The organism is Rahnella sp. ATs2 (genome assembly GCF_051851855.1).
Lineage (GTDB): Bacteria > Pseudomonadota > Gammaproteobacteria > Enterobacterales > Enterobacteriaceae > Rahnella > Rahnella variigena.
The window spans coordinates 22,146-46,546 of record NZ_JBLYPL010000007.1; the positions used below are offsets into that span (position 1 = coordinate 22,146).

The 24,401-nt window shown below is 52.6% G+C and carries 23 protein-coding genes; 9 read left to right on the top strand and 14 right to left on the bottom strand.

Features of this window, described 5'->3' with window-relative positions; genetic code table 11:
* Positions 1 to 25: 25 nt before the first annotated feature.
* From ACJY2G_RS08580 to ACJY2G_RS08590, 3 genes are all read left to right on the top strand, one after another.
* A complete protein-coding gene (locus ACJY2G_RS08580; RefSeq protein WP_439291651.1) occupies positions 26 to 925 on the top strand; it encodes a glycyl-radical enzyme activating protein in 900 nt (299 codons plus the stop codon).
* Positions 926 to 930: 5 nt separating this feature from the next.
* Entirely contained in the window at positions 931 to 3,363 is a 2,433-nt protein-coding gene (locus ACJY2G_RS08585; protein ID WP_439291652.1) for a formate C-acetyltransferase/glycerol dehydratase family glycyl radical enzyme, read from the top strand.
* Positions 3,364 to 3,424: 61 nt separating this feature from the next.
* Positions 3,425 to 4,168 carry a DeoR/GlpR family DNA-binding transcription regulator gene (locus ACJY2G_RS08590; RefSeq protein WP_112288867.1) on the top strand — a complete coding sequence of 248 codons (744 nt, stop codon included), beginning with the start codon at positions 3,425 to 3,427 and terminating at the stop codon, positions 4,166 to 4,168.
* Between the two features lie 32 nt (positions 4,169 to 4,200).
* Here ACJY2G_RS08590 and araD read toward each other — a convergent pair whose 3' ends face one another.
* A complete protein-coding gene (gene araD / locus ACJY2G_RS08595) occupies positions 4,201 to 4,896 on the bottom strand; it encodes an L-ribulose-5-phosphate 4-epimerase (protein ID WP_430319129.1) in 696 nt (231 codons plus the stop codon).
* A 401-nt stretch (positions 4,897 to 5,297) separates the two neighbouring features.
* On the opposite strand from araD, the gene osmB reads away from it, so the two are divergent.
* On the top strand, positions 5,298 to 5,516 hold the full coding sequence (gene osmB, locus ACJY2G_RS08600) for an osmotically-inducible lipoprotein OsmB (protein ID WP_056780657.1): 219 nt from the start codon (positions 5,298 to 5,300) through the stop codon (positions 5,514 to 5,516).
* Between the two features lie 118 nt (positions 5,517 to 5,634).
* Here osmB and yciH read toward each other — a convergent pair whose 3' ends face one another.
* Both yciH and pyrF read right to left on the bottom strand, forming a co-directional pair.
* Positions 5,635 to 5,964, bottom strand: coding sequence for a stress response translation initiation inhibitor YciH (yciH, locus tag ACJY2G_RS08605; protein WP_112288856.1), 330 nt, complete (start codon positions 5,962 to 5,964; stop codon positions 5,635 to 5,637).
* Between the two features lie 11 nt (positions 5,965 to 5,975).
* On the bottom strand, positions 5,976 to 6,704 hold the full coding sequence (gene pyrF, locus ACJY2G_RS08610; RefSeq protein ID WP_439291653.1) for an orotidine-5'-phosphate decarboxylase: 729 nt from the start codon (positions 6,702 to 6,704) through the stop codon (positions 5,976 to 5,978).
* A gap of 191 nt (positions 6,705 to 6,895) precedes the next feature.
* Between pyrF and ACJY2G_RS08615 the strand changes: the two genes are divergently transcribed.
* Positions 6,896 to 7,183 carry an Arc family DNA-binding protein gene (locus ACJY2G_RS08615; protein ID WP_112288854.1) on the top strand — a complete coding sequence of 96 codons (288 nt, stop codon included), beginning with the start codon at positions 6,896 to 6,898 and terminating at the stop codon, positions 7,181 to 7,183.
* Positions 7,184 to 7,235: 52 nt separating this feature from the next.
* Here ACJY2G_RS08615 and lapB read toward each other — a convergent pair whose 3' ends face one another.
* From lapB to pgpB, 3 genes are all read right to left on the bottom strand, one after another.
* On the bottom strand, positions 7,236 to 8,405 hold the full coding sequence (gene lapB / locus ACJY2G_RS08620) for a lipopolysaccharide assembly protein LapB (RefSeq protein WP_112288853.1): 1,170 nt from the start codon (positions 8,403 to 8,405) through the stop codon (positions 7,236 to 7,238).
* Between the two features lie 6 nt (positions 8,406 to 8,411).
* On the bottom strand, positions 8,412 to 8,723 hold the full coding sequence (locus ACJY2G_RS08625; RefSeq protein WP_095925116.1) for a LapA family protein: 312 nt from the start codon (positions 8,721 to 8,723) through the stop codon (positions 8,412 to 8,414).
* A 272-nt stretch (positions 8,724 to 8,995) separates the two neighbouring features.
* Positions 8,996 to 9,751 (bottom strand): phosphatidylglycerophosphatase B, encoded by a 756-nt coding sequence (gene pgpB / locus ACJY2G_RS08630; RefSeq protein ID WP_120161425.1) that lies wholly within the window; start codon positions 9,749 to 9,751, stop codon positions 8,996 to 8,998.
* 291 nt (positions 9,752 to 10,042) lie between these two features.
* Here pgpB and ribA point away from each other — a divergent pair, with 291 nt between their 5' ends.
* Positions 10,043 to 10,633 (top strand): GTP cyclohydrolase II, encoded by a 591-nt coding sequence (gene ribA / locus ACJY2G_RS08635; protein WP_095921676.1) that lies wholly within the window; start codon positions 10,043 to 10,045, stop codon positions 10,631 to 10,633.
* Positions 10,634 to 10,706: 73 nt separating this feature from the next.
* Here ribA and acnA read toward each other — a convergent pair whose 3' ends face one another.
* From acnA to topA, 3 genes are all read right to left on the bottom strand, one after another.
* On the bottom strand, positions 10,707 to 13,379 hold the full coding sequence (gene acnA, locus ACJY2G_RS08640; RefSeq protein WP_430319131.1) for an aconitate hydratase AcnA: 2,673 nt from the start codon (positions 13,377 to 13,379) through the stop codon (positions 10,707 to 10,709).
* 186 nt (positions 13,380 to 13,565) lie between these two features.
* Positions 13,566 to 14,540, bottom strand: a complete 975-nt coding sequence (gene cysB / locus ACJY2G_RS08645; RefSeq protein ID WP_112288851.1) for an HTH-type transcriptional regulator CysB — start codon at positions 14,538 to 14,540, stop codon at positions 13,566 to 13,568.
* A 474-nt stretch (positions 14,541 to 15,014) separates the two neighbouring features.
* Entirely contained in the window at positions 15,015 to 17,612 is a 2,598-nt protein-coding gene (topA, locus tag ACJY2G_RS08650; RefSeq protein WP_120161421.1) for a type I DNA topoisomerase, read from the bottom strand.
* Between the two features lie 462 nt (positions 17,613 to 18,074).
* Between topA and ACJY2G_RS08655 the strand changes: the two genes are divergently transcribed.
* Complete coding sequence (locus ACJY2G_RS08655; protein ID WP_112288850.1) at positions 18,075 to 18,326, top strand: YciN family protein; 252 nt, start codon at positions 18,075 to 18,077, stop codon at positions 18,324 to 18,326.
* 137 nt (positions 18,327 to 18,463) lie between these two features.
* Here the strand turns inward: ACJY2G_RS08655 and sohB are convergent, their stop codons facing one another.
* Positions 18,464 to 19,507, bottom strand: a complete 1,044-nt coding sequence (gene sohB / locus ACJY2G_RS08660; RefSeq protein WP_439291654.1) for a protease SohB — start codon at positions 19,505 to 19,507, stop codon at positions 18,464 to 18,466.
* 360 nt (positions 19,508 to 19,867) lie between these two features.
* Between sohB and ACJY2G_RS08665 the strand changes: the two genes are divergently transcribed.
* Together ACJY2G_RS08665 and cobO are read left to right on the top strand one after the other, a co-directional pair.
* Positions 19,868 to 20,629 carry a YciK family oxidoreductase gene (locus ACJY2G_RS08665; protein ID WP_120161417.1) on the top strand — a complete coding sequence of 254 codons (762 nt, stop codon included), beginning with the start codon at positions 19,868 to 19,870 and terminating at the stop codon, positions 20,627 to 20,629.
* 14 nt (positions 20,630 to 20,643) lie between these two features.
* Complete coding sequence (gene cobO, locus ACJY2G_RS08670) at positions 20,644 to 21,234, top strand: cob(I)yrinic acid a,c-diamide adenosyltransferase (protein WP_346637049.1); 591 nt, start codon at positions 20,644 to 20,646, stop codon at positions 21,232 to 21,234.
* A 16-nt stretch (positions 21,235 to 21,250) separates the two neighbouring features.
* Here cobO and cobT read toward each other — a convergent pair whose 3' ends face one another.
* From cobT to cobU, 4 genes are read right to left on the bottom strand one after another with little or no spacing between them, the layout of a single operon-like run.
* Complete coding sequence (gene cobT, locus ACJY2G_RS08675; protein WP_439291655.1) at positions 21,251 to 22,294, bottom strand: nicotinate-nucleotide--dimethylbenzimidazole phosphoribosyltransferase; 1,044 nt, start codon at positions 22,292 to 22,294, stop codon at positions 21,251 to 21,253.
* Between the two features lie 26 nt (positions 22,295 to 22,320).
* A complete protein-coding gene (gene cobC / locus ACJY2G_RS08680) occupies positions 22,321 to 22,917 on the bottom strand; it encodes an alpha-ribazole phosphatase (RefSeq protein WP_439291656.1) in 597 nt (198 codons plus the stop codon).
* Between the two features lie 16 nt (positions 22,918 to 22,933).
* The gene (gene cobS, locus ACJY2G_RS08685) at positions 22,934 to 23,686 is read right to left on the bottom strand and encodes an adenosylcobinamide-GDP ribazoletransferase (protein WP_439291657.1); all 753 of its coding nucleotides are present in this window, start codon (positions 23,684 to 23,686) and stop codon (positions 22,934 to 22,936) included.
* A gap of 25 nt (positions 23,687 to 23,711) precedes the next feature.
* Positions 23,712 to 24,266: a bifunctional adenosylcobinamide kinase/adenosylcobinamide-phosphate guanylyltransferase gene (gene cobU, locus ACJY2G_RS08690; RefSeq protein WP_132965970.1), complete on the bottom strand. Its 555-nt coding sequence runs from the start codon at positions 24,264 to 24,266 to the stop codon at positions 23,712 to 23,714.
* Positions 24,267 to 24,401 lie beyond the last annotated feature (135 nt).

Genomic DNA, 24,401 nt, shown 5'->3' on the forward strand with positions numbered 1-24,401 from the left:
GAAAAAGACACAAAGGAGTGTCGAGATGATTTTCAATGTGCAGCGTTATTCCACACATGATGGCCCCGGGATCCGCACGGTCGTTTTCCTTAAAGGCTGTTCGCTGGGATGCACCTGGTGCCAGAACCCGGAAAGTCGCTCCGCCAGCCACGATATTTTGTTCGATACCCGCCTGTGCAGCACTGGCTGTGACTATTGCGCGCAGGTCTTCCCACATGCAGTCAGTGTTGAGGATGGCAGGATCCGCGTCCGGCAGGAAAATTTTACTGCGGCAGATTTATGTCAGATAGAACAAACCTGCCCTTCCGGCGCGCTGAGCGTGTGCGGAAGTGAGGCAGATGTCGATGAACTGATGCAGCAAATTTTGCGTGATAAACCTTTTTATCAGCGTACGGGTGGCGGCGTCACGCTTTCCGGTGGCGAACCTTTTATGCAGCCGCAGATGGCACAAACGTTACTGCAACGCTGCAAACAGGAAGGTTTGCACACCGCGGTGGAAAGCTGTCTGCATGTGCCGTGGAAATACATTGAACCCTCACTCGGTGCGCTCGATCTGATGCTGGCCGATTTAAAACATGTCGGGGATGACCCCTTTAGACGCCTGACCGGCGGCTCGGTAAAACGCGTGATGGATAATTTTCGCCGTCTGGCCGCTGCAGGACAACGGCTTATCGTACGCGTTCCGTTAATTCCTGATTTCAACGCTGACCGTGCGTCCGTCCGGCAGATTGTGGATTTTGCCGCTGAAGAAACCGGCTGCGAAGCCATTCACTTTTTGCCGTATCACACACTTGGCATCAATAAATACGCCCTGCTCGGGCAACCTTATCTGGCTCCGCGCCAGCCGTTAAATGCCCCTGACCTGCTGACGTTTGCCGAAGAATACGCCGCACAAAAAGGGCTATGTTCACAGTTAAGAGGATAAGAATAATGACCCAGCTGAATCTGAATACCCTTTCCGCCCGGATCCGCTCACACAAAGATGCCCTGATCCATATCGTAAAACCGCCGGTCTGTACTGAACGCGCGCAGCATTACACGCAGATTTATCAGCAACATGCCGACAAGCCGCTGGCGGTGCGTCGCGCCCTGGCGCTGGCTGAACATTTGCGCCAGCGAACTGTCTGGATCAAGCATGATGAACTGATCGTCGGGAACCAGGCCAGTGAAGTCCGTGCCGCGCCGATTTTCCCGGAATATACCGTCGGCTGGATCGAAAGTGAAATCGATGCGCTGGCGGACCGGCCGGGCGCGGGTTTTGCCGTCAGCGAAGCCAACAAAAAAGTTCTGCATGAAATCTGCCCGTGGTGGCGTGGTCAGACGGTTCAGGACCGTTGCTACGGGATGTTTACCGACGAACAGAAAGCGCTGCTCGAAAGCGGGATCGTGAAAGCTGAAGGGAATATGACGTCAGGAGACGCGCATCTGGCGGTGAATTTCCCGCTGCTGCTGGAACTCGGGCTTGACGGTTTACGTCATAAAGTGGACGAACGTCGCAGCCGCATTCAGCTGACAGACTGGGAAGATCTGCATAAAGAACAGCTGCTGAAGGCCATTGATATCACCCTGACTGCCGTGAGCCATCATATTATGCGCTTCGCTGAGCTGGCGCGTGAAATGGCAATTTCTGAAACCCGCGAAAACCGCCGTGCGGAATTACTGACCATGGCAGCGAACTGCGAAGTGATTGCCCACCGGCCACCCGAGAATTTCTGGCAGGCGTTGCAGTTATGCTATTTCATTCAGCTGATTCTGCAGATTGAATCCAACGGACATTCCGTTTCGTTCGGGCGTATGGATCAGTATCTGTATCCGTTCTACCGCCGTGATGTGGAACTGGAACAAACGCTGGAACGCGGCCAGGCGATTGAGCTGCTGCAAAGCTGCTGGCTGAAACTGCTGGAAGTGAACAAAATTCGCTCCGGCACACACTCAAAAGCGTCGGCAGGCAGCCCGCTTTATCAGAACGTCACCATCGGCGGCCAGACGTTGCATCACGGCGTGGCGGCGGATGCGGTCAATCCACTGTCTTACGCGGTGCTGGAATCCTGCGGACAACTGCGTTCTACCCAGCCGAACCTCAGTGTGCGTTATCACGCCGGTATGAGTAATGATTTCCTTGATGCCTGCGTACAGGTGATCCGCTGCGGCTTTGGGATGCCTGCGTTCAACAACGATGAAATCGTCATACCTGAATTCATTAAGCTGGGCGTCGAAAAGCAAGATGCTTATGATTATGCAGCCATTGGTTGTATCGAAACCGCGGTCGGCGGCAAATGGGGATACCGCTGCACCGGCATGAGTTTCATCAACTTTGCTCGTGTCATGCTGGCGGCGCTGGAACAAGGCAAAGACGCGAAAAGCCATACTCGCTTCCTGGCTCAGGAACGCGGTCTGTCGCAGGGTAATTTCGATAACTTCGAACAGGTCTTTGCACAGTGGGATGAACAGATCCGTTATTACACCCGCAAATCAATCGAGATTGAATGCGTGGTCGATACGGTGCTGGAAGAAAACGCGCAGGATATTTTATGTTCCGCACTGGTCGATGACTGCATTGAACGCGGCAAAACCATCAAGCAAGGCGGCGCTAACTATGACTGGGTTTCCGGTTTGCAGGTCGGTATCGCCAATCTGGGTAACAGTCTGGCGGCGGTGAAAAAGCTGGTCTTCGAACAGGGAACTATCGGTCAGCAGGAACTGGCTGAAGCGCTGGCTTCCGATTATGAAGGGCTGGATGGCGAGCGTCTTCGTCAACGCCTGATTAACGGCGCAGAGAAATATGGCAACGATCATGACGGCGTAGATAATCTGCTGGTACGCGCTTATCAGTGTTATATCGACGAACTGTCGAATTATCACAATACCCGCTTCGGACGCGGCCCGATTGGCGGCACGTATTATGCGGGCACATCGTCAATTTCCGCCAATGTGCCTTTCGGGGCAGCCACCACAGCAACGCCGGATGGTCGCAAAGCCTTTACCCCGCTGGCCGAAGGCGCAAGTCCGGCATCGGGTACCGATCATCTTGGTCCGACCGCCGTATTTAACTCGCTGGGTAAATTGCCGACCGAAGCAATTCTTGGTGGTGTATTGCTGAACCAGAAGCTCAATCCGGCATCACTGGAAAACGAAAATGACCGCCAGACGTTAATGCTGATGCTGCGGACTTTCTTCGAGGAACATCACGGCTGGCATGTTCAGTACAATATTGTTTCCCGCGAGACGTTACTGAAAGCCCGTGAAGAGCCGCAGAACTATCGTGACCTTGTGGTTCGCGTGGCCGGATATTCCGCGTTCTTTACGGCCTTATCGCCGGAGGCTCAGGATGATATTATCGCCCGTACTGAACACTCACTTTAATGTTCTCAACTGATATTTCTTTTTTTTGGGCGGTTCCGGCCGCCCTTACTTTCGGGCGATTATGAACGACAGACAACAAATTATTCTGCAATGGGTAAATGACAAACAACGTATCAGCGTCTCTGAGTTATCACAGATTTGTCAGGTATCCGAAGTCACGATCCGCCATGATCTGACCCAGCTGGAGCAGCGCCATTATCTGCGCCGTGCCCACGGTTTTGCCGTCGCGATCCAGACTGACGACGTGGATACCCGCATGATGTCGAATTTCGCACAGAAACAGAAACTGGCGAGATTTGCTGCATCATTGATTCAGGACGGAGAAACTGTGTTTTTCGAAAGTGGCAGCAGTATCGCCCTGCTGGCGCAATATCTTGCTGACAAAAAGAATCTGACCGTGATTACCGTCAGCAGTTATGTGGCGTCATTATTGAAAAGTATGCCGTGTGACGTGGTTCTGCTGGGCGGAATGTATCAGAAAACCAGTCAGACCGTGGTTGGCCCGCTGACCAGACTGTGCCTGCAACAAATGAATTTCAGCAAGGCGTTTATGGGGATTGACGGTTTCACAGAGGCAACAGGTTTTACCGGTCGCGATATGCTGCGCGCCGATGTAGTGAATGCGGTGGTGGAGAAAGGGGCGGAAAATATCGTCCTGACCGATTCCTCTAAATTCGGCCAGATCAATCTCAATCCGCTCGGCCCTGTCAGCGCATTCAGCAGGGTGATCACTGACGATAAATTGTCACCCGAGTATCAGCAACTGCTTTCTGCGGCTGGCATTCAGGTCAGCCTTGTGGGCTGACCTTTGGCATCAAAAGGTTTACTGCCCGTAGTTTACTGCCCGTAATAAGCGTTTTTTCCATGCTTGCGAAGATAGTGCTTATCTAAAAGTTGCGGCTGCATATCCGGCAGCTGCGGCGATAACTGACGTGAGAAAATCCCCATATACGCGATTTCTTCCAGTACGACGGCGTTATGTACGGCGTTATCTGCGTCGGTTCCCCAGGTAAACGGTCCGTGTGAATGCACCAGAACCGCCGGGATATCCGCCGGTGACAGGTTTCTGTCCGCAAAGGTTTTGACGATCACTTCACCGGTTTCCCATTCGTAACGCCCTGCAATCTCCTCTTCCGTCATCCGGCGGGTGCAGGGAATATTGCCGTAGAAATAATCCGCATGAGTGGTGCCCCAGGCAGGAATGTCCAGACCGGCCTGCGACCAGATGGTCGCGTGGCGCGAATGCGTATGAACAATACCGCCCGCTTGCGGAAAATTGAGGTACAGCACCCGATGGGTATCGGTATCCGAAGACGGCTTTTTACTGCCTTCTACGATTTTGCCGGTTTCCAGTTCCACCACCACCATGTCGTCCGCGCCCATGTGGTCGTATTCCACGCCCGAAGGTTTAATCACGACCAGCCCGAGCGCACGGTCAACAGCGCTGACATTCCCCCAGGTAAAGGTCACCAGATTGTGGCGCGGAAGTGCCAGATTGGCCTCTAATACCTGCTCTTTAAGTTGTTTCAGCATCTTGGTTCCCTCATATTGCGATGCTTTATTGTCTGAGTCGCGGGGGTGTGCAGGTATGGGGCAAATCGCTAAAGAGTGCGTACAGATCTGCTGCAAACGCAAAAGTGCCAGCCGTGCGAGATGAGGGATGAAATGTCGCCAGCTTTAGTCTTTTGTGCTCCGGTGACGCTTCACGCTGGTGAATTAAGATTATTCACCTAGTGAATGAATGGTGGTTTCACTATTTTAATTCAACGGATGCAAAAGTGCGTCCGGATGATACGAAATATAAATAAAGGTTCGGAACAGCCAAAAAATTTATTAGTAGTGTGAAGGATCACAAGGTGAATTTCGGTGATAACGCTGCAACTTACCTATACTTATAAATGATGCTGAACGTTAATCCTTTGAGGAAGATAACTATGATGCTCGTAAATAAACGCGTTGCCAGTATTGCACTGGTTCTGACTCTTGCGATGTCTGTTACCGCCTGCGGTAACTGGTCTAAACGTGACCGTAACACGGCAATTGGTGCCGGTGCCGGTGCACTGGGTGGTGCGGTTCTGACTGATGGCAGTACTTTAGGTACATTAGGTGGCGCAGCAGTCGGTGGTATTGTGGGTCATCAGGTCAGCAAATAAAAACAGAATCAAAAAACAGAAAGACGCTGCGCTGTCGACCGGCGCAGCATCTTGTTTATATCAGCCTTCTTTACATCAGCCTTCTTTACATAAGCTCAAGTACATTAGCTTAAGTACATCAGCCGCCAGCCAGCTTCACTTTCATTCCTTTCGCTTCCAGCAACTGTTTCAGCAGGTCACGTTTATCGCCCTGGATCTCAATCACGCCCTCTTTCACCGCCCCGCCGCATCCACATTTCTTTTTCAGTTCTGCCGCGAGTTTTTCCAGTGCTGCATCATCAAGATCAACGCCGGTGATCAGACACACGCCTTTGCCTTTACGACCGCTGGTCTGGCGCTGAATACGCACAATACCGTCACCTTTCGGGCGCGCGACGACGGCCTTCGGTTCATCAATCCTGCCGCTGTCGGTTGAATAGACCAGACGGCTGTTGTTGTCATTGCTCATACGACTCCCTCTTAACGCAGTGATGCGCGGATATCACGCAGGGTCTGCGCCGGATCGGCGGACTGCGTAATCGGACGGCCAATCACCATGTAATCCACACCGGCTGCCAGCGCTTCCTGCGGGGTCATGACGCGACGCTGGTCGTCAGCTTTACTGCCCGCCGGACGAATTCCCGGTGTCACCAGCTGGAATGCCTGCCCCAGCGCAGATTTAAAGCGCGTCGCTTCCTGAGCAGAACACACCACGCCGTCCAGGCCACAATCGCGGGTCAGACGGGCCAGACGCTCGGCGTAATCCGCAGGTGAAAGTGTAATGCCCAAATCCGCCAGGTCACTGCCTTCCATGCTGGTCAGCACGGTCACTGCAATCAGCAGCGGTGCATCTTTACCAAAGGGTGCCAGTGCTTCTCTGGCTGCGGTCATCATGCGCGCACCGCCGCTGGCGTGAACATTCACCATCCACACGCCCAGATCCGCCGCAGCGGCAACGGCACGTGCGGTAGTGTTAGGAATGTCGTGGAATTTCAAATCCAGAAAAACGTCAAAACCGCGGCTTTGCAAATCTTTGACCATCTGCGGACCAAAATGCGTGAACATCTCTTTGCCCACTTTCAGGCGGCAATCGCGGGGATCAATCTTATCGGCATACGCCAGCGCAGAGGATTTGTCGGCATAGTCAAGTGCGACAACAATAGGTGATGTATTTAAGTCGTTGTTGTTAGTGTTATTTTCAGACTTCATATCGTCAGCCTCTTGTGTGAATTCAAATCAGTAAGGGGAAATAATTTTTTTGCCGCCCGCATTTTACATGGCAAGACGCTGAATTCACAGCTACACATAATGTGACAGATTTATTAAATTTTTGTGAATCACTAGACGATGCAACAAGGCTGGCATAGCTTGTTACTTTTACTCTAAGGAAAGGCTGAAAAATGAGTGAGATAACAACCCTGACTGTCAAAATCCCGGTTGAATTAAAAGAACTGATTAAAAACGCCGCCGCTGACGCAGAACATTCATTAAGCGCAGAAGTGGCAGCACGCCTGGAACAGAGTTTTAATCCTGCTGCGCCAAAAAGCAAAAAGGCCGCCAAAGCGACCGAACACGAGATTGATAACCAGCATCTGGCGGAAGAAAGCGAACCTGCCCTGACCGCCAAAGAAATCAAGAAATTGCGTACCTTACTGAGCACGCGTAAGACGAGCACCAAGAAGAAGTAAGTTTAAACACTGCCTAAGCTTCCCCCTGATGATTCAGATTCAAGGGGGAAAGCTATTGGCCGTCCAGTCCTCTTATAGGCTTGATCGTGGCCCATCCCCGGCATGACGGGCAATGCCAGTACAATGAATGCGCGGTAAAGCCGCATTTGTGGCAACGGTAACGCGGCTTGGTACGGATTTGCTCGCCTACCATGTCGCGCAGTAAGACCAGACTTTCCTTCGCACGGCCCTCTTCCGCATCCGCCAGATGGTAATCCATCAGATGATGAAACACGCGCATCGTCGGATGGCGTTGCAGCTGACGGTTAATGTAGTTCTGCGCCGTCTCACGCCCTTCCTCATTATGAATGATTTCCGCCAGCATCAGCTCCGCAGCCGCACCGGTATTTTCATCCACACAACGTTTGAGGAACTCAGCCCAACCGAGAGTATCTTTCAGGTGCTGATAGCATTCCTGGAGCATCGGCAACGCTTCACTGACCAGCTCTTTATCCTGCTCCAGCACGCGCTGCAAGGCTTCTGTCGCTTTGCGGTATTCACCCTGCGCCAGCAAAATTCGCCCTTGCATAATAGAGACGCGGGCGCAGAGCTTATCCGCAGCAGCCGCTTTTTTCAGCAGCCCCATCGCTTTATCAAAATCATCGGCAACGATCGCCTGCAAGGCCAGTTCGCACCAGAAATGCGCGATTTCTTTACGGCGATTTTCTTTACCCAGTTTGACCAGTCGCTCAGCCACGTCGATGGCATTTTGCCAGTCGCTGGTCGCCTGATGGATGATCAACAGTTGCTCAAGCGCAAACAGCTGGAAATCCTGCTCTTTGACCAGCTGATTGAACATGTCTTCGGCGCGGTCATAAAAACCGGCAGCCATGTAGTCACGTCCCAGTTGCTGGACGGCAAGCAGGCGTTGTTCGAAGGTCAGTGAGGCGCTTTCCATCAGTGACTGGTGGATGCGGATTGCGCGATCCACTTCGCCACGGGAGCGGAACAGGTTACCCAGAGTCAGGTGCGCTTCGACTGTGCTGCTGTCCTCTTTTAACATCTCAAGGAACAGGTCGACCGCTTTGTCCTGCTGATTGGAAAGCAGGAAGTTAACCCCCGCTACGTATTCACGCGACAGGCGGTTAGCATTTTCCTGTTTATCCTGCTGAGAACTTCTGCGCCCCATGTACCAGCCATAGGCGGCCGCAACGGGCAACAACAGAAACAGCAGTTCTAACATAGAGGATTATTCCTTGCTGACATCATAAGATGCTGCTGGCGGCGTAACGACAGCCGCAGGCTCAATTTGTTGTTCAAGACGTTTGATTTTACGTTGCGCGCGCCCAAGTGACAGACGGACGCGAAGATAGAACAACCCGCAAATGACCCAGCCGAGGATAAAACCGGTGGCAAACAGCACGGCAAGTAGTGTGGAAACGCGATAGTCACCCTGCGCCAGCAAATAGTTAAAGGTCACAGTCTGATCGTTATGGGCACCCAGAGTGATAGAAATCACAACGATGACCAGCAAAAATAAAAAAATCAGCAGATATTTCACATTCGTTCCTGTAATGCCGGATGTTCCGGATGAATTATGCCAAAAACTCTCGTCCCGACCTAATAAGTTAGCATTTCCGAACAAAGCTGGGAAATATTGCAGTGGCTTTAGATGCAGTCTGTATCAACTTCGACCAATTTTAAAGACTATATCCGAAGTTACGCATATTACTGCAATCAGGCCAATAAGAAGTATATGGGGATTCAGTACGGGGAATTAAAGGGGCCCGGCGAGCGCCCCTTTTGGTGACAAACACTTATCTGATTTTCCGGTCATTCGCGCTCACGAATTTCCTGATTTTCTGCCGGCGGTGGCGTCAGCGGGCCGACGTAACGTTCGGTCAGCCAGCAGGCCACCGTCACCAGTATCCAGCTGATCCCCACGGATGCCAGCAGGTCACGCGGCCAGTGCATACCCAGCATCAGGCGGCTGCCCATAACCACCACTGCCCACACCATCAGCACCGTGACCGTTTTGTAGTGCTTACGGCGCCATAACAGCCCGATACCTAACAAAGCCCAGGTAGCCGCAAACATGGTATGACCGGAAGGAAATGCGTATCCGGTATCGTTCTGCCAGCTTTTGTTCAGCCAGTGCGGGATTTGCACGTTATCACCCAACACTTCTTTCACCTGAGCGCTGCGCACTTTCCTTTTCTGGGCGTAAAAATCCTCAACGTCCATATGATGGTCAGTGCCCAGCCACGCCACATAGGGCCTCGGCTCACGGACTTCCCCCTTGATGTAATCTTTCGCATACTGCCCGACCAGCAGAGAGGCGATGATAATCAGGCCCAGTCCGATGGCGGGTTTAAGCCGAAAACGCAGACACCACAAAAACCAACCACAAAGGATCACTGTGGTGATAATTCCCCACGGCTGACTCACGGTTTCAGTGACCCAATACAACGGGCGCAACACGGCCGGATTTCCTCCCGGCACCCAGAGCCAGCCGCTTATCCATACCGCTGCGGGCATCAGCATTAAAATTACAGCCCCGAGAGCGGTGCGTTTGGCGATATCAAACATAGTTGTCCTTTCCGTCAGTCGTAAAAAAGAATTGGAGTGTAGCAACGTTGTCACTGCATCACATTCTCAACGCTTCAATTGTTGAGGATGCAGTTATAATTCATATCTTATTAACTAATCGTTCAAATATTCCCGCTAAAATGAACAGCAAACTGTGGCAAAATGGTGCCCTGTCATGATGGAAAGGCACCGATTCCCTATCCACAGGCCGCATCTGAACGTAGGATGCGCATCAACAAGTAAAATACTCACTGTGAATCAAGACTATTTGTGGTTTTTTTGGAGCGTAAAATGCAGCTGAAACGGGTGGCAGAAGCCAATCTGCCAACACCTTGGGGCGATTTCCTGATGGTGGGTTTTGAAGAATTGGCCACCGGGCACGACCACCTGGCGTTAGTTTTTGGTGACATCAGCGGTGAAACACCCGTTCTTGCGCGAGTTCACTCTGAATGTCTGACCGGTGATGCTTTATTCAGCCTGCGCTGTGACTGTGGTTTTCAGCTCGAAGCAGCACTGAATCACATTGCTGAGGAAGGCCGCGGTATCCTGATGTATCACCGTCAGGAAGGGCGTAACATCGGCTTGCTCAATAAAATCCGTGCTTATGCGCTGCAGGACAAAGGCTACGACACCGTCGAAGCCAACCACCAGCTCGGGTTTGCCGCTGACGAACGTGACTTCACGCTGTGTGCGGACATGTTCAAACTGCTCGGCGTGGATTCCGTTCGCCTGCTGACCAACAATCCGAAGAAAGTCGAAATCCTGACAGAAGCCGGGATCCATATTACCGAACGCGTCCCGTTGATCGTGGGCCGTAATCCGGAAAACGAGCGCTACCTGTCGACCAAAGCGGCCAAAATGGGTCACCTGCTCGATAAGTAACGGCTCTATAGTCCGATGAAAATATTAAGGGCACCTTAAGAAGGTGCCCTTTTTTATGGCAGAAGGTCAGGTATTACAGCATTTTGCGGATCACATAATGCAGAATGCCGCCGTTCTGGAAGTACGTCAGCTCATTGCCGGTGTCGATACGACAGCGGGCATTGACCGTTTCTTTATGCCCGTCTGCATAAACGATATGCACCGCGACGTCCTGCCCCGGCGTCAGGGTTTGTAATCCGCTGACACTGATCTGCTCGTCGCCGGTCAGTTTCAGCGTTTTACGGGTCACACCCTGCGGGAATTCGAGCGGCAGAATCCCCATCCCGATCAGATTCGAACGGTGAATACGTTCGAAAGATTCGGCGATAACGACACGCACGCCAAGAAGACGCGGTCCCTTTGCTGCCCAGTCACGGCTTGAACCCGAACCGTATTCTTTACCCGCAATCACCGCCGTCGGCACACTTTCATGCTGATAACGCATCGCGGCATCGTAAATCGCCAGCTGATCCTGCGAAGGAATATGACGGGTATAACCGCCCTCCACACCCGGCACCATTTCGTTTTTGATACGGATGTTGGCGAATGTACCGCGCATCATGACTTCATGGTTACCACGGCGTGAACCATAAGAGTTAAAGGCTTTTGGTTCGACACCATGCTGTTTGAGATACAGCCCCGCCGGGCTTTCCGCCTTAATATTACCGGCTGGTGAAATGTGGTCGGTAGTGACGGAGTCCGCCAGAATCGCCAGAATACGGGCATCTTTGATGTCTTCGAGCGCATCCGGCTCGGCTTTCATATCACTGAAGAACGGCGGATGGCGGATGTAAGTGGAATCTTCCTGCCAGGTGTAGGTCGGCGTGCCGTCAACCTGAATCGCCTGCCAGCTAGCATCTCCGTTGAAGACTTCGGCATATTCTTTGTGGAACATTTCCGTCGTCACCTGCCCGACCGCATTGGCAATGTCATTAGCAGAAGGCCAGATATCTTTCAGGTACACCGGCTTGCCGTCTTTGTCCTCGCCGAGCGCATCGGTCGTCAGATCGACATTCATATTCCCCGCCAGCGCGTAAGCCACCACCAGCGGAGGTGATGCCAGCCAGTTGGTTTTAATCAGCGGATGAATACGTCCTTCGAAGTTACGGTTACCGGAAAGCACCGCACCGACCGTCAGATCACCGGCTTTAATCGCCGATTCAACCGGATCTGGCAACGGCCCGGAGTTACCGATACAGGTTGTACATCCGTAACCCACCAGATTAAATCCGAGTTGTTCCAGATACGGCATCAGACCGGCGGCATTAAGATAATCGGTCACCACTTTAGAACCCGGCGCCAGCGAGGTTTTCACCCACGGCTTGCTGGTGAGACCTTTTTCTGCGGCATTTTTGGCCAGCAAACCGGCCGCCATCAGCACGCTCGGGTTCGAGGTGTTGGTACAAGAGGTGATGGCGGCAATCACCACCGCGCCGGTGGTCAGGGCATAATGCTGGCCGTCGAGCGTGAACGTCTCTTTATCGCTGCGCCCCGCTTTGCTGTTGCCCAGTTCAAGTTCCGTCGCCGCTTTAAACGCTTTGGGAACGTTGGGCAGTGCCACGCGATCCTGCGGGCGTTTAGGCCCGGCCAGACTTGGCTCGACTTCCCCCATATCCAGCGCCAGCGTACTGGTAAACACCGGCTCATCACCGGCATTACGCCACAAGCCCTGAACCTGAGAATAGGCTTTCACCAGTTCGATTTGCTCGTCGCTGCGGCCACTGAGTTTCATGTAACTCAGGGTGACGTCATCCACCGGGAAGAATCCGCAGGTGGCACCGAATTCAGGCGACATATTGGCAATGGTGGCGCGGTCGGCCAGCGGTAAGTCAGCCAGTCCGTCACCGTAGAATTCGACAAATTTCCCCACCACCCCGTGTTTGCGCAGCATCTGCGTGACCGTTAACACCAGGTCAGTCGCGGTGATACCTTCGCGTAATTTACCGGTGAGTTTGAACCCGACAACATCCGGGATCAGCATGGAAACGGGTTGTCCGAGCATGGCCGCTTCGGCTTCGATACCGCCGCAGCCCCAGCCTAAAATGCCCAAACCGTTGATCATGGTGGTGTGCGAATCGGTGCCGACCAGTGTGTCGGGATAGGCGACCGTTTTGCCATCCTGTTCTTCATACCAGACGGTTTGCCCGAGGTACTCAAGGTTGACCTGATGACAGATACCGGTGCCGGGCGGGACTACGCGGAAACGGTTGAAGGCTTTTTGTCCCCAGCGCAGGAACTGGTAGCGCTCATTATTACGCTCCATTTCGAGGCGGACGTTTTCATCAAAGGCCTGATCATCACCAAATTCATCGACCGTTACGGAGTGGTCGATAACCAGATCTACAGGCGATAACGGGTTTACCTGTTCGACGTTACCGCCAAGCCGTTTGACCGCCTGACGCATCGCCGCCAGATCGACCACGGCGGGAACACCGGTGAAGTCCTGCATCAGAACCCGCGCCGGGCGGTAAGCAATTTCCCTGTCCGCATGGCCGGTTTTCTGCCAGCTGACCAGTTCCTGTAAATCACTTTCCGTGACCGTGTCGCCATCGACATGGCGCAGCAGATTTTCGAGTAACACTTTGAGGGATTTAGGCAGGCGCTGGATATCACCCAGCGTTTTGGCTGCGAGTGGCAGGCTGTAGTAGTGGAACTCCTTGTTCTGGACCGCCAGCTTATCCAGACTGTTCTTGCGAATAGACGACATAGCTTCTCCTTTAGCGCTCAGCGTGGCCTTAAGGAATAACCCGCTGGCTTATAAGTGCATAGTTAAAGATAACACAAATAATTGTTAACATTCCGATAACAGCTCAAAGTGTTCAACAGGCAAAAAAAATCCCGCGGCATCATCAGAGGCGGCGGGACTGGCGGTCAGCAAAGAAAATGTTGCGGTTTATTTCACCGGCAGTTTGATGTCTTTAAACATCTCTTCGATATCTTCGTTAGATCGCAGGGAAATGGCCGAATCCACCACATCGCGCGTCAGATGCGGCGCAAAGCGCTGGATAAAATCGTACATGTAACTGCGCAGGAACGTACTGCGGCGGAAACCGATTTTAGTGGTGCTGTAGGTGAAGATATCGCGCGCATCGACGGTGACCAGATCCGGATCTTGCACCGGATCCACCGCCATACTGGCGATTACTCCGACGCCGAGCCCCAGACGTACATAAGTTTTGATCACGTCGGCATCGGTGGCGGTGAAAACAATGCGTGGCGTCAGACCGGCACGGTTGAACGCCGTATCAAGCTCTGAGCGGCCGGTAAAGCCAAAGGTATACGTGACGATAGGGTAAGCGGCCAGTTCTTCGATGGTGACTTTCTCTTTGCCCGCCAGCGGATGATCCGGCTGAACCACGACCGCACGGTTCCAGTGGTAACAAGGCAACATCACCAGGTCATCGTAAAGATGCAGGGCTTCGGTGGCGATAGCGAAATCCGCATTCCCTTTGGAAACGGCTTCAGCAATCTGAGTCGGAGAACCCTGATGCATATGCAGCGAAACGCGCGGGTAACGCTCGATAAAGCCTTTAATCACGTTCGGCAGGGCATAACGTGCCTGCGTGTGCGTGGTCGCCACATACAACGACCCTTTGTCCGGATAAGTGTGCTCGCCAGCCACGGCTTTGATGGCATCCACTTTAGACAAGACTTCACGGGCAATACGGATAATTTCCTGCCCGGCGGGAGTCACCTGCGTGAGATGTTTGCCACTGCGCGAAAAAATCTGGATCCCCAGTTCATCTTCCAGCATGCGAACCTGTTTACTGATACCCGGCTGCGACGTGTACAGGCCTTCTGCCGTCGAACTGACGTTCAGATTGTGATTAACAACCTCTACGATGTAGCGCAGTTGCTGCAATTTCATATCTCATACCACCCTGGTTTCAAACCCTGTCGCCATCCCTGTTCATCCGTTGGCTGAACAGTCTGGAAATGATTTTTTTATCGACTACCGGAAGTCTGTGAACGCACCGTTTTTATGCCCCAGACGCATTAACTTATTACTTAAGTGCATAAGAATAAATTTTATATAACAATTATATCAATTATTAACGTCATGTATACCCGAAGAACATAACGATAATCGCGGTCTGTCGCAGACTGATAATAAAAACACGCAGAACTCAGCGATGATAGATCTTAATGCAATAAAAAAACCAGCCCGGAGGACTGGTTTTTTACAACTGCGCAACAGGATGCAGTCATTCGGTTATCGCCTAAATAATTCAAAATTCAGGAAGGCGGCAAACTCTGGCATCCCCGGTCACAGGGCTAACCCTGTGACCGGGGTGACTGAGCGCAGCCAACGCATCGGCAAGTTGAAGTATGACGGCGATAATTATTTTTTGCCTTCGACCCATTTACCATCAACAAAGAACGCCGTCCAGCCAGTGGCTTTACCGTCTTTCTCAGAGGAAACGTACTGCTGCTTGGTCTTACGGCTGAAACGTACCATCGATTTATTGCCTTCCGGGTCAGCGACTGGCGCATCGGCCAGATAGCTCAGTTTTTCCGGCAGACGATCTTTAAAGCGTTTCAGTTCTTCCACCAGCGGCGCACGGGTTTCGCGCGATTTAGGGAAAGTATTGGCCGCCAGGAAGACACCAGCCGCACCATCACGCAGAACGAAATAGGCGTCTGATTTCTCACACGGCAATTCTGGCAATGGAACCGGATCTTCTTTCGGCGGTGCAACGTCACCGTTACGTAAGATCTTACGGGTGTTTTTACACTCGTCGTTGGTACAGCCCATGTACTTACCGAAACGCCCCATTTTCAGGTGCATCTCAGAACCACATTTCTCGCACTCAACGATCGGGCCGTCATAGCCCTTAATGCGGAACTCGCCCTGCTCGATTTCGTAGCCATCACATTCCGGGTTATTACCGCAGACATGCAATTTACGCTGATTGTCGATGAGATAGCTGTCCATCGCCGTGCCGCATTTGCCGCAACGACGTTTCGCACGCAGCGCATTGGCTTCGGCTTCGTCGCCTTCCAGAATGTTGAGCACTTCAGCATCAGCAATCAGGTTGATGGTGGTTTTGCAGCGCTCTTTCGGCGGCAACGCATAACCGGAACAACCCAGGAACACGCCGGTGCTGGCGGTGCGGATCCCCATCGGACGGCCACAGGTCGGGCATTCGATGCTGGTCAGTACCATCTGATTCGGGCGCATACCGCCTTCCTCAGGATCTTTCTCGGCGGTTTCTAACTGCTGGCTGAATTCACTGAAGAATTCATCGAGAACCGCTTTCCATTCCGCCTTGTTATTAGCGACCTGATCCAGCCCGTCTTCCATGCGTGCGGTGAAATCGTAGTTCATCAGTTCGCGGAAGTTTTCTTCCAGACGATCGGTGACGATTTCGCCCATTTTCTCGGCATAGAAACGACGGTTTTCAACGTGTACGTAACCGCGATCCTGAATGGTCGAAATGATCGACGCATAAGTAGACGGACGGCCAATGCCACGTTTTTCCAGCTCTTTAACCAGTGATGCTTCGCTGAAACGCGCAGGCGGTTTGGTGAAGTGCTGAGTTGGCAGCAGTTGTTGCAGCTCCAGTTCAGTGCCCACTTCAATCGCCGGTAAGGTTCTGTCTTCGTCGCCTTTACGCAACGCAGGCATCACCTTGGTCCAGCCATCAAAACGCAGCGTACGGCCTTTGGCACGCAGGGAATAATCACCGGCTTTAACCGTCAGTGTGGTGGAATCGTACTGAGCTGGTGTCATCTGACACGCCACAAACTGGCGCCAGATCAGCTGATACAGACGCTGTGCATCCGCTTCCATATCTTTCAGCTGTTCGGAAACAACGGCCACATCAGAAGGACGAATCGCTTCGTGCGCTTCCTGAGAGTTCTCTTTGTTGCTGTACTGCAGCGGGGCTTTCGGCAGGTATTTATCGCCGAAATTCTCGCCAATATAGCCGCGTACCATTTCCACCGCGTCCTGGCTCAGGTTGGTGGAGTCAGTACGCATATAGGTAATGTGACCGGCTTCGTACAGACGCTGGGCCATCATCATGGTTTTCTTCACACCAAAGCTCAGACGCGTACTGGCCGCCTGTTGCAACGTAGAAGTAATGAACGGCGCACCCGGTTTGCTGCTGGTCGGTTTGTCTTCACGGTCAACCACGGTGTAGCGCGCTTTCTCAAGCAGCGAGACGGCTGCGTGAGTCTGTTCTTTATTCACCGGCTTGAACGGTTTTTCCAGGTGATGCGTAACTTCCATTTGCAGGGCGGTTTCTTTCTTCGCCAGCAAATCTGCATGCAACTCCCAGTATTCTTCCGGCACGAACGCTTTGATTTCTTTCTCGCGTTCCACCACCAGACGCACTGCCACGGACTGAACACGGCCAGCGGATAAACCACGGGCAATTTTCTTCCACAGCAGCGGGGACACCATGTAACCCACCACGCGGTCCATAAAGCGACGCGCCTGCTGAGCGTTAACACGATCAATATTCAGTTCGCCGGGTTCTTTAAAGGCATTCTGAATCGCGTTTTTGGTAATTTCGTTAAATACCACGCGGCTGAAACGTTTGTCATCACCGCCAATCACTTCCCGCAAATGCCAGGCAATCGCCTCTCCTTCGCGGTCAAGGTCGGTTGCGAGATAGATGTGGTCAGCTTTTTCCGCTAACGCTTTTAACTCAGCAACAACCTTTTCTTTACCGGGAAGTATTTCGTATTGAGCAGCCCAGCCATGAAACGGATCGACGCCCATGCGATTAACCAGCGCAGTTTTCTCATCCTTTTTTACTTTTTTCTTTGTTTTTTCTTCGGTTGAGACGGCGGTTTTTTTAGCAGCGGATCCACTGGTCGGTAAATCACGGATATGACCGACGCTGGACTTAACCACGTAGTCATTTCCTAAATATTTATTAATCGTTTTGGCTTTTGCCGGGGACTCAACTATTACGAGAGCTTTGCCCATAATTACCTTTACCTGAATGATTCTTCATCAACTGAAGAAGATTTTGTCTAGTTATGCCGCGGCACAATATCACGTCTTTTTTTATATTGCGGCAGTGAGTCAGAACGTCAACTCATTTCTTTAAAAGAAGGAGCGAACTGACTTCCAGAGGTTCAAAACACTGATTCTGCAAGGGATTAACCAGACAGGGCTCAGCAGAATGCGCCCATTTTTATGTCAAATAATGACCAAGCGTAAACAAAACATTCCACCTGAAGCCACAAAATCCCACACTCTACCTGATTAAAATCGTCACGCAAACTAATTAACACGTAAACGCTCTTTTCGCCAATCCGTGCAAACTCTTGACTGTTTAGTACAAATAACAATCAACCGTTCAGGTGGATTACCCACAGCAGATTTGCGGTTTTCTCCGTCGCGGGATTACAATAACGTCAGCAATTATAGTGGGGAGTAAATATCATGCACGAAAATACATCGGCAATTAGTCGCGAAGCTTTACTGGTCGAGGCGAATAAGGTTATCCGTGAGCACGAAGATTACATGCACGGAATGCTGGCGACAGACGTTGAGCAGAAAGGCAATGTGCTGGTTTTCCGCGGGGAGTTTTTCATGGATGACGACGGTTTACCGACCAGAAAAACCACGGCAGTATTTAATATGTTTAAACACCTGGCGCATCTTTTTTCAGAAAAATACCATCTCGTCGATTAAGCGTAAAAAAAGACTAATAAAGGTTAACGTTACCGATTAACTCTTGCAGTAAATCGGGACAATAAAAAAGGGACAATAAAGTCCCTTTTTACTCTTAATGCTCAGCCAGAACGATTTATGCCCCGCCAGATCAGGCGTTACAATAACGGCTTCTGACTGCGCTGCAACCAGCGCAGGAACAGACGATCCGCGCTTTCTGCTGCACTGCCGGTAAACAGGTCCATCATGCGTTTGCGACGGCTGTAACGCACCGCGATCACTTCATGATTTTTCATTTCGGCAATCAGCAAATCATCACTTGTACCGATCGCATCAATCAGACCATTTTCTCGTGCCTGTGTACCGAACCAGTGTTCGCCGGTCGCAACCGCATTAATATCGAGTGAAGGACGGTTTTGATGTACAAACTCCTTGAACAACACATGCGTTTCGTTCAGGTCTTCACGGAATTTCTCGCGCCCTTCCTCGGTGTTTTCACCCAGCAACGTCAGCGTCCGTTTGAACTCACCCGCCGTATGCAACTCAATATCAATGTCGTTCTTTTTCAGCAAACGGTTGAAGTTAGGGATTTGCGCCACAACACCGATGGAACCGATGATGGCAAACGGCGCGGCAACGATTCTGTCCGCCACGCACGCCATCATATAACCGCCGCTGGCCGCCACTTTATCCACGGCAACGGTCAGGCGGATCCCGCTTTGACGCAGGCGAACAAGTTGTGAGGCCGCAAGGCCATAGCCGTGTACCACCCCGCCCGGACTTTCGAGGCGCAGCAGCACTTCGTCTTCCGGTGTCGCCACCGCCAGAACCGCCGAAATTTCTTCACGCAGCGACGTGACTTCGTGGGCGTCCATACTGCCTTTAAAATCGAGCACATACAGGCAGGGTTTGCTTTTCGAGCCACCGGTTTTTGCCTGCAGTTTTTTCTGTTTGGCTTCCGCTTTGTCTTTTTTCTTCAGTTCCTTGCTGCGAATTTTCAGCTCTGCAGGATTCATACGCGCACTGCGCATTTCACGTTGCATTTCGCGGTATTGTTCGCCTAAGTCGATCAGCTGTAACTCACCTTTGCTGTGAGATTTACGGTGACGAAGGCCAATCACCAGAATTATCAGTGCGCCGATGGCGATCACTACAGTCACAACTTTGGCCAAAAACAGCCCATAAAGAGAAAGTAAATCCACAAAACCGCCTTATCTATGTGGTCATAAAACCGTGGTCAGAAAGATGTTGAACATTCTAGACAATCGTCGCTGCGGCGTCTTGTTTGAATATGACATTGTCAATCGTACGTAAAACTGAGTGCGCCGGTGTTCCAATTTTGTTACAAAAGAACTGTCCGTTTTTCGGTTAATCATTGAAACTCATGCCCATTTGAGGCATACAAGCGGTGATCACTGCCGAAACACCCCAAATTTTCGCCACAATGTCGGACTGCGGTTGAGCGCAATTTCTCCCGTTCCCGGCATTTTTGATATTAAGAGCGCCAGATATGATGACGGCCATTTGCCGCCATATCGCGCCCCCGTATAAGAGGACTGACTGTGCATTACCATCCTAAATCTGATTTGCTCAACAACCGCATTATTCTCATTACCGGCGCCGGCGACGGCATTGGTCGCGAAGCCGCCCTGACCTACGCCCGCTTCGGCGCGCAGTTGATTTTGCTGGGTCGCACTGAGAGCAAGCTGGCCAGCGTGCAGCAGGAAATTGCGGCAAGAAACCTGCGCCCGGCTTTTATTTATGCACTGGATTTACTGACCGCCAGCCAGCAGGATTGCCAGCGCGTTGCCGATCAAATCGCGCAATGGGTACCACATCTCGACGGCGTTTTACACAATGCAGGCCTGCTGACTGAGATTACGCCGATGGCCGAAATTCAGCTGCAGGACTGGATGAACGTGATGCAGGTTAACGTGAATGCAACCTTTATGCTGACGCAGGCGTTACTGCCGCTGATGCTGAAATCCGCCAGTTCTTCGCTGGTCTTCACCACCTCCAGCGTGGGACGCGAAGGCCGCAGCGGCTGGGGTGCCTATGCCGTGTCCAAATTCGCTACCGAAGGCATGATGCAGGTGCTGGCTGAAGAGCATAAGCATACCGGTTTGCGCGTCAACTGCATCAATCCGGGCGGTACGCGCACCAGCATGCGTGCCTCGGCGTTCCCCGATGAAAACAAAGATAAACTCAAAACACCGGCCGACATCATGCCGTTGTATCTTTACCTGATGGGCGATGACAGCCGCCGTAAAACCGGTATCAGTTTTGATGCCCAGCCGGGGCGTAAAGCCGGTCCGGCAGAATAATCACGGAGTCACTGATGACCGAAGATCGCCACAAGCAGCGCCAGCAAAAGCTGAAAGAACAGGTTGATGCACGTATTGATGCTGCCAAAGAACAACGCGGCATTCTGATTGTGTTTACCGGCAACGGTAAGGGCAAAACCACGGCGGCCTTTGGTACCGTCACCCGCGCCGTCGGGCATGGTATGCGTGCGGCAGTGATCCAGTTTATCAAGGGTGAATGGCCGAACGGCGAGAAGAACCTGCTCGAGCCGCACGGCGTGGAATTTCAGGTGATGGCGACCGGTTTTACCTGGGAAACGCAGAATAAAGAAACCGATACCGAAGCCTGTCAGGCCGTCTGGCAGCACGGAAAACGCATGCTGGCCGATGCCTCGTTGGATCTGGTGGTGCTCGATGAACTGACCTACATGGTCAGTTTCGGCTATCTGGATTTACAGGATGTGGTGGACGCGCTAAATGCCCGTCCGGCGCACCAGACGGTGATTATTACCGGACGTGGTTGTCATCGTGATTTGCTGGAAATGGCCGATACCGTCAGCGAACTGCGGCCGGTAAAACATGCGTTTGACGCCGGTATTATGGCGCAACAGGGCATCGACTGGTGACGCCCTGTTTCACCGGTTAAAGCTCAATCTGACATTCTGCCAGCGTCGCCATTTCGTTATGAATCGCGCAGGCGGCATCAATCAGCGGTAACGCGAGCGCCGCGCCGCTGCCTTCGCCCAGCCGCAGGTTCAGATCAAAATATGGTGTCAGGCCCAGTGCTTCCAGCGCCAGCGTCGCGCCCTGCTCTGCCGAAAGATGCGAAGGAATGAGATAGGGTTTCAGCGCAGGCGCAATCTGGCATGCCGCCAGCGCTGATGCGTAAGAAAGAAAACCATCCAGTACCAGCGGAATACCAGCAGCTGCCGCTCCAATCATGGCACCCGCCATCGCCACCAGTTCAAAGCCCCCCACTTTCGCCATCACATCCAGCGCATCTGACGGGTCAGGCTGATTGACCGCAATGGCTTTTTCCACCACGCTGATTTTATGTGCCAGTCTGTCCGGTGGCAGATTCGCACCCAGTCCGACGGTTTGCGCAGGCTGAGCACCGGTCAGCACCGCCACCATCGCCGCTGCGGGCGTGGTGTTTGCCATACCGAGTTCGCCGACAGCCAGCAGCGATAATCCGCTTTCAGCTTTAGCGATCACTCGTTCTGCACTCCAGATCAGCAATGACTCAGCCTGTTCGCGCGTCATCGCCGGGCCGGTGGCAATATTTCCCGTTCCCTGCGCGATTTTATGGTTGAGCGTGCCGGGAACATCCGGGCCAATGATCCCGCAATCAATCAGCGTAACCTGCGCACCGGCCGCTCTCGCCAGCACGGAAACCCCGGCTTTTCCCTGCACAATATTCACCGCCTGAATGGCAGTTACAACCTGCGGAGACGGCGTGACACCTTCCTGCCACACACCGTGATCGGCAGCCATCACCAGCACTTCTTTGCTCGGAAAATGCAACGGCTGATTGCCACGAATAGAGGCCAGCTGGATCGCCAGTTGTTCCAGGCGGCCAAGGCTGCCCAGCGGTTTAACCAGACTGTCGAGCCGTTCTGCCGCCTTCTGCGCGGCCTGTGTATCAGGTTCAGCAATCTGACGGAGGATATTTGCCAGCGAAGCCATCGGGTTGTCCTTACGAGTTTGAAAAGTTAAATACCGCTGTCGTTAAAACGCTGGATCACACAAGCGCCATGACTGAGATCGATTTCACACAGACAGCCCTGCTTAAACGGGAAGCGCCACATGTCGGAGGGTGCCAGTTTGAGCATCATCGCCAGCAACAGGCTGAGTGAACCCTGATGCGCGACGATCGCTAACCGGCTTTCCTGTGGGCGCAAATGCAGCTGCTGCAAAGCCTGGCGGATACGCAGGGTGAAATCTGTAAAAGATTCGCCCTGCGGGACATCGGCCTTTTGCCAGTCCTGACACCAGGCCTGATAACCTTCAGCCTGCGAGGCTTCCAGCTCCTTGTGATGGCGCATTTCCCAGTCGCCAAACGCCATCTCTTGCAACAGAGGCTGAGTTTCCATCATCAGTTCGCGTCCGTGAGCAATTATCGCCGCCGTATCGCGGCTGCGGCGCATATCGGTGTGGATCAGCGCATCGAGTGGCACAGAAGCCAGCTGGCGGCCGACGTGCTGCGCCTGTCGCTCACCTTCAGCAGTCAGCGCAATGTCGCTGCTGCCGCAAAAAACGCCGCTTACGTTAGCCTGAGTTTGTCCGTGCCGTATCAGATACAGTTTCATTATTTTGTCCTTTATCTCAGTGCCATAGCAGGAAAAACAGGAAGACCAGTTCACTTAATTCGCACGCTGCCCCCAGGGTGTCACCGGTCTGACCGCCAATGCGGCTGGCAACAAAACGCCGGAAGCCGAAGACAAACAGCAGCGTCACCAGCAATGCAAACAGGGATGATAACCCGCCGATGAACAACACGAGCGCCGTCATCAGCAGCAATGTGACACCGAAGCGCCCTTCACTGATTTTACCGATAAATAAATTGCCCATTCCCGATTCGCGGGCATAAGCCTGACGGTACATCATCACCGCCATCATGCCCCGCCCGACAACCGGCGTGACGATAAGAAGCGCCAGCACCGGCAATCCGTCCGCACTCATCTGATAAATCAGCGCTGTCCGCAGTACAACGGCTACAATCAGCGCCAGCGCGCCATTAGTGCCGATGCGGCTGTCGCGCATGATTTCAAGGATCCGCTCGCGGCTGCGTACCGAAAACAAACCGTCGCAACTGTCAGCTAATCCGTCGAGATGCAGACCGCCGGTCAGCATAATGTGCGCGATGACAACGGCGATTGCCGCGACAAGCGCGCCGACATGCGGCATGACAGTCCACCATACCAGCGCGGTAAGTAAACCCATCACCAGTCCGACCAGCGGAAAACAGACAATCCCGCGGGAATACTCTTTCAGATCAACGCCGTCGCACCATCGTTCCTTCACCGGAATGCGGGTAAGGAACTGCAACATCGCCAGAAACTGCCGCCAAAAAGCCATAATAAATTCCCTTTTCTGAGTGGTTTTATTCCGATGTTTTTACCGGTAGCGGAATGCCTGAGACAATCAGGTAAACGTCGTCCGCTGCGGCGGCCAGTTGCTGATTTACCCGCCCGGCGATATCACGAAAACGCCGCGCCAGCAGGTTGTCCGGCACGATACCCATGCCCACTTCGTTGGTGACAATAATCACTTCGGATTCAGGATGTTGCGCAGCTTCCATCAGCTGTGCAACTTGCGCAAAAATGTGCTGTTCTATCGCGTCAAAATCCATTTCTTCCGGCGGTGTTTCACCGGCAATATCAAACAGAAGATTGGTGATAAGCGTCGTGATGCACTCGATAATAATGGTCGGAAACTGCGCCTGATGCGCACGCACAACATTACCCAGGTCACGATAGCTTTCAAAAGTATGCCAGTGAGCCGGACGTTGTTGCTGGTGATAACGGATGCGCTCCGCCATTTCGGCATCGGTCACGACCGAGGTGGCGATATACAGCACCTCGCCGCCACGTTTTTCAGCCACCTGCTCGGCAAAACGGCTTTTGCCGCTGCGGGCACCGCCGGTGATCAGCATCATAATCGGCTCCATGCTTTCTGTTGGTTAATTCAACATTCGTCAGAAATGACGTTATGCCCTGAATTTTGAGCAAAAAAAACCGCAGTCACTGACTGCGGTTTATGAGCATAGACGCAAGTGCATCGCTTGTCAGCG

What these genes read in the sequence shown, in the direction of transcription:
- ACJY2G_RS08580 (WP_439291651.1), top strand. Translation starts at nt 26, where the DNA reads ATGATTTTCAATGTGCAGCGTTATTCCACACATGATGGCCCCGGGATC.
- ACJY2G_RS08585 (WP_439291652.1), top strand. Translation starts at nt 931, where the DNA reads ATGACCCAGCTGAATCTGAATACCCTTTCCGCCCGGATCCGCTCACAC.
- ACJY2G_RS08590 (WP_112288867.1), top strand. Translation starts at nt 3,425, where the DNA reads ATGAACGACAGACAACAAATTATTCTGCAATGGGTAAATGACAAACAA.
- araD (WP_430319129.1), bottom strand. Translation starts at nt 4,896, where the DNA reads ATGCTGAAACAACTTAAAGAGCAGGTATTAGAGGCCAATCTGGCACTT.
- osmB (WP_056780657.1), top strand. Translation starts at nt 5,298, where the DNA reads ATGATGCTCGTAAATAAACGCGTTGCCAGTATTGCACTGGTTCTGACT.
- yciH (WP_112288856.1), bottom strand. Translation starts at nt 5,964, where the DNA reads ATGAGCAATGACAACAACAGCCGTCTGGTCTATTCAACCGACAGCGGC.
- pyrF (WP_439291653.1), bottom strand. Translation starts at nt 6,704, where the DNA reads ATGAAGTCTGAAAATAACACTAACAACAACGACTTAAATACATCACCT.
- ACJY2G_RS08615 (WP_112288854.1), top strand. Translation starts at nt 6,896, where the DNA reads ATGAGTGAGATAACAACCCTGACTGTCAAAATCCCGGTTGAATTAAAA.
- lapB (WP_112288853.1), bottom strand. Translation starts at nt 8,405, where the DNA reads ATGTTAGAACTGCTGTTTCTGTTGTTGCCCGTTGCGGCCGCCTATGGC.
- pgpB (WP_120161425.1), bottom strand. Translation starts at nt 9,751, where the DNA reads ATGTTTGATATCGCCAAACGCACCGCTCTCGGGGCTGTAATTTTAATG.
- ribA (WP_095921676.1), top strand. Translation starts at nt 10,043, where the DNA reads ATGCAGCTGAAACGGGTGGCAGAAGCCAATCTGCCAACACCTTGGGGC.
- acnA (WP_430319131.1), bottom strand. Translation starts at nt 13,379, where the DNA reads ATGTCGTCTATTCGCAAGAACAGTCTGGATAAGCTGGCGGTCCAGAAC.
- cysB (WP_112288851.1), bottom strand. Translation starts at nt 14,540, where the DNA reads ATGAAATTGCAGCAACTGCGCTACATCGTAGAGGTTGTTAATCACAAT.
- topA (WP_120161421.1), bottom strand. Translation starts at nt 17,612, where the DNA reads ATGGGCAAAGCTCTCGTAATAGTTGAGTCCCCGGCAAAAGCCAAAACG.
- ACJY2G_RS08655 (WP_112288850.1), top strand. Translation starts at nt 18,075, where the DNA reads ATGCACGAAAATACATCGGCAATTAGTCGCGAAGCTTTACTGGTCGAG.
- cobO (WP_346637049.1), top strand. Translation starts at nt 20,644, where the DNA reads ATGACCGAAGATCGCCACAAGCAGCGCCAGCAAAAGCTGAAAGAACAG.
- cobT (WP_439291655.1), bottom strand. Translation starts at nt 22,294, where the DNA reads ATGGCTTCGCTGGCAAATATCCTCCGTCAGATTGCTGAACCTGATACA.
- cobC (WP_439291656.1), bottom strand. Translation starts at nt 22,917, where the DNA reads ATGAAACTGTATCTGATACGGCACGGACAAACTCAGGCTAACGTAAGC.
- cobS (WP_439291657.1), bottom strand. Translation starts at nt 23,686, where the DNA reads ATGGCTTTTTGGCGGCAGTTTCTGGCGATGTTGCAGTTCCTTACCCGC.
- cobU (WP_132965970.1), bottom strand. Translation starts at nt 24,266, where the DNA reads ATGATGCTGATCACCGGCGGTGCCCGCAGCGGCAAAAGCCGTTTTGCC.